The organism is Xenorhabdus budapestensis (assembly GCF_002632465.1).
Lineage (GTDB): Bacteria > Pseudomonadota > Gammaproteobacteria > Enterobacterales > Enterobacteriaceae > Xenorhabdus > Xenorhabdus budapestensis.
The window spans coordinates 1-3,504 of sequence record NZ_NIBS01000057.1 but is presented as its reverse complement, the minus strand read 5'-3'; the positions used below and the strand labels follow the sequence as shown (position 1 = coordinate 3,504).

Annotated in this window: 4 protein-coding genes and 1 pseudogene; all 5 read left to right on the top strand. The window is 33.5% G+C overall.

All coding sequences use genetic code 11. The annotated features are described in order from the left end of the window. Positions 1-10: 10 nt before the first annotated feature. Positions 11-97 carry an IS1 family transposase gene (locus Xbud_RS21510; RefSeq protein ID WP_422645760.1) on the top strand — a complete coding sequence of 29 codons (87 nt, stop codon included), beginning with the start codon at positions 11-13 and terminating at the stop codon, positions 95-97. A 169-nt stretch (positions 98-266) separates the two neighbouring features. Next, entirely contained in the window at positions 267-1,031 is a 765-nt protein-coding gene (locus tag Xbud_RS20835; protein WP_244590040.1) for a hypothetical protein, read from the top strand. A gap of 268 nt (positions 1,032-1,299) precedes the next feature. Continuing rightward, positions 1,300-1,671, top strand: a complete 372-nt coding sequence (locus Xbud_RS20830; RefSeq protein ID WP_244590039.1) for a hypothetical protein — start codon at positions 1,300-1,302, stop codon at positions 1,669-1,671. A gap of 136 nt (positions 1,672-1,807) precedes the next feature. Further along, positions 1,808-2,885 (top strand): annotated as a pseudogene (locus tag Xbud_RS20825) (hypothetical protein); the annotation flags it as partial. A 48-nt stretch (positions 2,886-2,933) separates the two neighbouring features. Continuing rightward, on the top strand, positions 2,934-3,365 hold the full coding sequence (locus Xbud_RS18475) for a glycosyltransferase family 9 protein (RefSeq protein ID WP_244590038.1): 432 nt from the start codon (positions 2,934-2,936) through the stop codon (positions 3,363-3,365). Positions 3,366-3,504 lie beyond the last annotated feature (139 nt).

Sequence of the window (3,504 nt, the reverse complement as noted above, 5' to 3'; positions counted from 1 at the left end):
AAGAAAAACAATTTGTTATTCACGTTCGATAGAAGTCCACGAAAAGCTGATTGGTGCATATATTGAAAAACATCATTACAACGCTTTGGAGTCATGACCTGAATTACGTATACTTGGTGGATGGAGTCAGAGTAGCTATATGCCTGCTTTATATGCCAAAATATTCTTGTCTGAAAGTGCGAATGCAGCTAATCTTCGTAGAATGACTCTAGACTATAAAAATATAAATCAAGATTTATCTTTGTTATACAATGAGTGGGGCTCATATGATTAAAGAGCAATGCGAATATGATGATTATTTTATTTATAACAAAAGTTTAATTGATTTTTTAATGGACTTTGAATTACCCGACCGCATCTATTTAAATAACGCCGACTCATTTGATGATAAATATATATCCACACAAGAAAATTATTGGGTATATGATTATTCAGGATGTCGCCATTGTGTAAGATTTAATTTAGATAAAAACAGTAATCAACTCTTGAAATTTATTTGTTTTCATTACGCATCAACTCGCTCACCATACCAACTTCCTAGCTTGCAACAAGCTTGGGTAAAAGCTATTGACTATTGTAAAGAACAGGAATCATTTACTTTTTCGGTACTAAAAGATTATCTTGAAACCGATGATCTTGACCCACGCTGTTTTTATTACATTCTTTATGGGGTTAAAATATTATGCATTAATGAATTATCTGATTTTTCATTGAACAACTATGATGAATTAGAGTTTATTCCTCGCCCTATTTCCCATAGCTGGGGAATATATAAAGAAATAGATAATATGCTTGACCCTAATGAAAAAAATATGATCAGTAATGGTTTATTTGAATTAGCCGATGCTATTAAAAATGGAAAAATAATTAAAAAAGATACACTTAAAAATGCAGCTATGTTAGGAATAATATATGCAACTAGCGCTCGCCCAGTACAAATTTCAAAATTAGCTGCCAAGTATATTCATATAGACACTAGGGATTCAACAAATAATGTTACTAGATACAGTATAATTCTTACCTTACGCTAAACAACGACAAATAACTACTGAGCGTATAGCTTTAGCGATACCACCTGAGATAGGAATATTATTATTACACTACTGTAAAATAGCAAACTTAAAACCTGATCAGCAGCTATTCAATACTGGAACTTCAGCCCCTACAGCTGTCTCCAAAAGTATTAATCAAGCAATTCTAGAATTTAGCCCTCCAGAATACCAAGAAGCAGTAACACGTGGAGAAGCAACTAAAATAACTATTACTCCAACTGATTTTCGCCATAATGTTGGACATTCTTTGGCTATGCAAGGCGCTAGTGCCGAGGAAATATCTCATATCCTAGGTCATTCATCATTAGTTGTCGCCAAACACTATATTTCGGCAACTCTAGCCCTGGCTTTAGTTAGGGCTAGAGCTCTGGGATCAAATTTAGTGTGGAAAAATGTGGTGTCTATGATGCTAACTGGCAAATTATCCTCATCAAGACAATGGAAAGGAAAACGAGTAGCCGGTATTGTTGGTGATATATTACACACAGATTTAGGCGGTTGTTCAAGAGAAAATAGTCCATGTCCATTTAGTGAGGTACGTTGTTGTTATGGTTGCTTATATTATCGCCCCTTCATCAATGGAAATCATCGTTCTCTATTAAAAAGTATTATAAAATAACAAGATGAGTTATTGATTATATCTGATAGTATTGGAAATTCTTGTAACCCTCTAATTGAAATTCATACAATGACAAAAATTGAAATTCAATCTGTTATTACTTGATGTGAATTACATAAATCAAGAGATAAAAATGATGAAAAAAAATCTTGAACAGTATCACGCATTTATTACAGAGCAGAAATTATGGTTTCATCAACGCTTATCAGAAAATTTTAATCATACATGGAATGACAATATTTGGTTAACTGGTAGTAATGGTAGTGGTTGGTTGAGAGGAAATGGTAAACAAATATTACGATTTGATGAAATATATCGATTCAAAGGAATAAGTGGCCGTAAAAGTATAGCAAAAGAGTATTGCGACTTTATGAAATAAATATTAATTATGGTATATAGAAAGCGTAGCAGCACTATATCTCCATCAGTAGCATAGCTACTCTAATGATATTAAAGCGGTGGTATTATTCATTGGTTGAAATAACAGGGCAAAACCACCCTATTTATCTAACAACAGAAGTTATACAAAACGCAATGGATATATTAGGTGCGGTTTCCACTCAAGGTGACCCGAATGTCGCAAATTATAAAGGTCGTTGTATCAGCCTACAAAAAATTGTTAATCATTGGTCATTCACTCTCGTAACACTACAGTACACATTTGATACTAAATATACTAACCATACAAATTTAACTAAAAAAGCCCGTGAAACCATGGAGTTTAAAAGGCATGAACAACTTAATGATCATGCTATTGATAATGATGAAACATTAATAACAATTCGTGGATTTCTCAATGTTATTGAGCTAATTCGTCGAGTAGATAGTACAACTGGAAAAATTGCTTTAAATTATTTATTATTATTAATTGTGACAGGTTTTCGCTCTATTGAAGCGTTTAATCTTAAATATGATGTACTTGTTAAGCGTCATATTGATGACCCAGAAATTCGAAAACAGTTAAAAAAAAAGGGCTCCCTGATTATTTTCTCGGCATTCGATATGTAGGTGTAAAAGGAGCTGGGGAACGGACTCATTGGGTTGAACCACTGGCTACCCCCTTAGTTGAAAGTATTTTTAAAACAGTTATAACCTTAACTTCTTCAATGAGAGAACATCTACGCTTTTTGCGTGAAAAAAACTTTCAGAATTATCTTCCTAAACTAGTTAGTGATATAGATGGAGATTTAATTGAGCTCGACGACGTAATTAAGCAGGGCAAGAAATGAACATTCATGCTCTTGCCCTGGCGTTGTTGGTCGGTGAAAAATTTTGTTCAGGTGGCATCAGATATCTTGAAAAAGGATAGTACAACTCAGATAGTGTTAATTGGATCTCCTAATGATATTTCTTTACAACAAGAATTTATGCAACTTTTACCAAAAATATATCATAGTAGAATTAACCAATTAGTTGGAAAATCAACATTAATTGAATTAACACAAAAAATAAATGAGCTAGATCTATTGGTTACCGGAGATACCGGGCCTATGCATATTGCTATTGCTCTAAAAATACCTACAGTTAGCCTTTTTGTTACAGCAACTTGTTCTGCTACTGGCCCATATCAAAATCCTGAAATTCATAAGGTAATTTTATGGACGGCTTTATCAATACATAAACATAAGCATATTATGGATTGTATATCTCCAAGTGTGGTGATCGATGAGGCTACCCATATCATGGCACATTAAAAATGATTTAGTGAAAAATAAATTCATCTGTACTCAATACTATAGGGAACCTCTAAAAACTTTTCACAGCCCCAAAATTGAGTAAAATGTAGACACAGTACATCTCTGCAAGGTAGCGCTGTCATGATACCGCCTCGTT

Coding starts and splice junctions, on each gene's coding strand:
- Xbud_RS20835 (WP_244590040.1), top strand. CDS start 267: ATGATTAAAGAGCAATGCGAATATGATGATTATTTTATTTATAACAAA.